We start from the raw sequence: 245 nt of genomic DNA on the forward strand, positions 1-245 counted from the left end.
GGTCCCCACACGTGCACGCCCACCAGGTTGTCGAGGATGTCGTTGTGCTCGATGCGGGCGCGGTGCGCGCCGCGGTCCAGGAACACGCCGGCGTCCATCTCCGACAGGCTCAGTCCGGAGCGGGTGATGGTCAGGTTGCGCAGCGTCACGTCCTCGGCCTTGATCCACAGCGTGCGCCCTTGGCGCGTACCTGCGATGACGGCGGCGCGGTCGGGCGGGCCTTCCAGGGTCAGGGGCTTGTCGAT

At 69.8% G+C, this 245-nt stretch carries 1 protein-coding gene; it reads right to left on the minus strand.

Annotated features, from left to right (window positions below):
• A partial coding sequence (locus OH705_RS28340; RefSeq protein ID WP_416383614.1) for a right-handed parallel beta-helix repeat-containing protein occupies window positions 1–245 on the minus strand: 245 nt, incomplete at both ends.

The organism is Pseudomonas sp. BJa3 (assembly GCF_026343815.1).
GTDB lineage: Bacteria > Pseudomonadota > Gammaproteobacteria > Pseudomonadales > Pseudomonadaceae > Aquipseudomonas > Aquipseudomonas soli.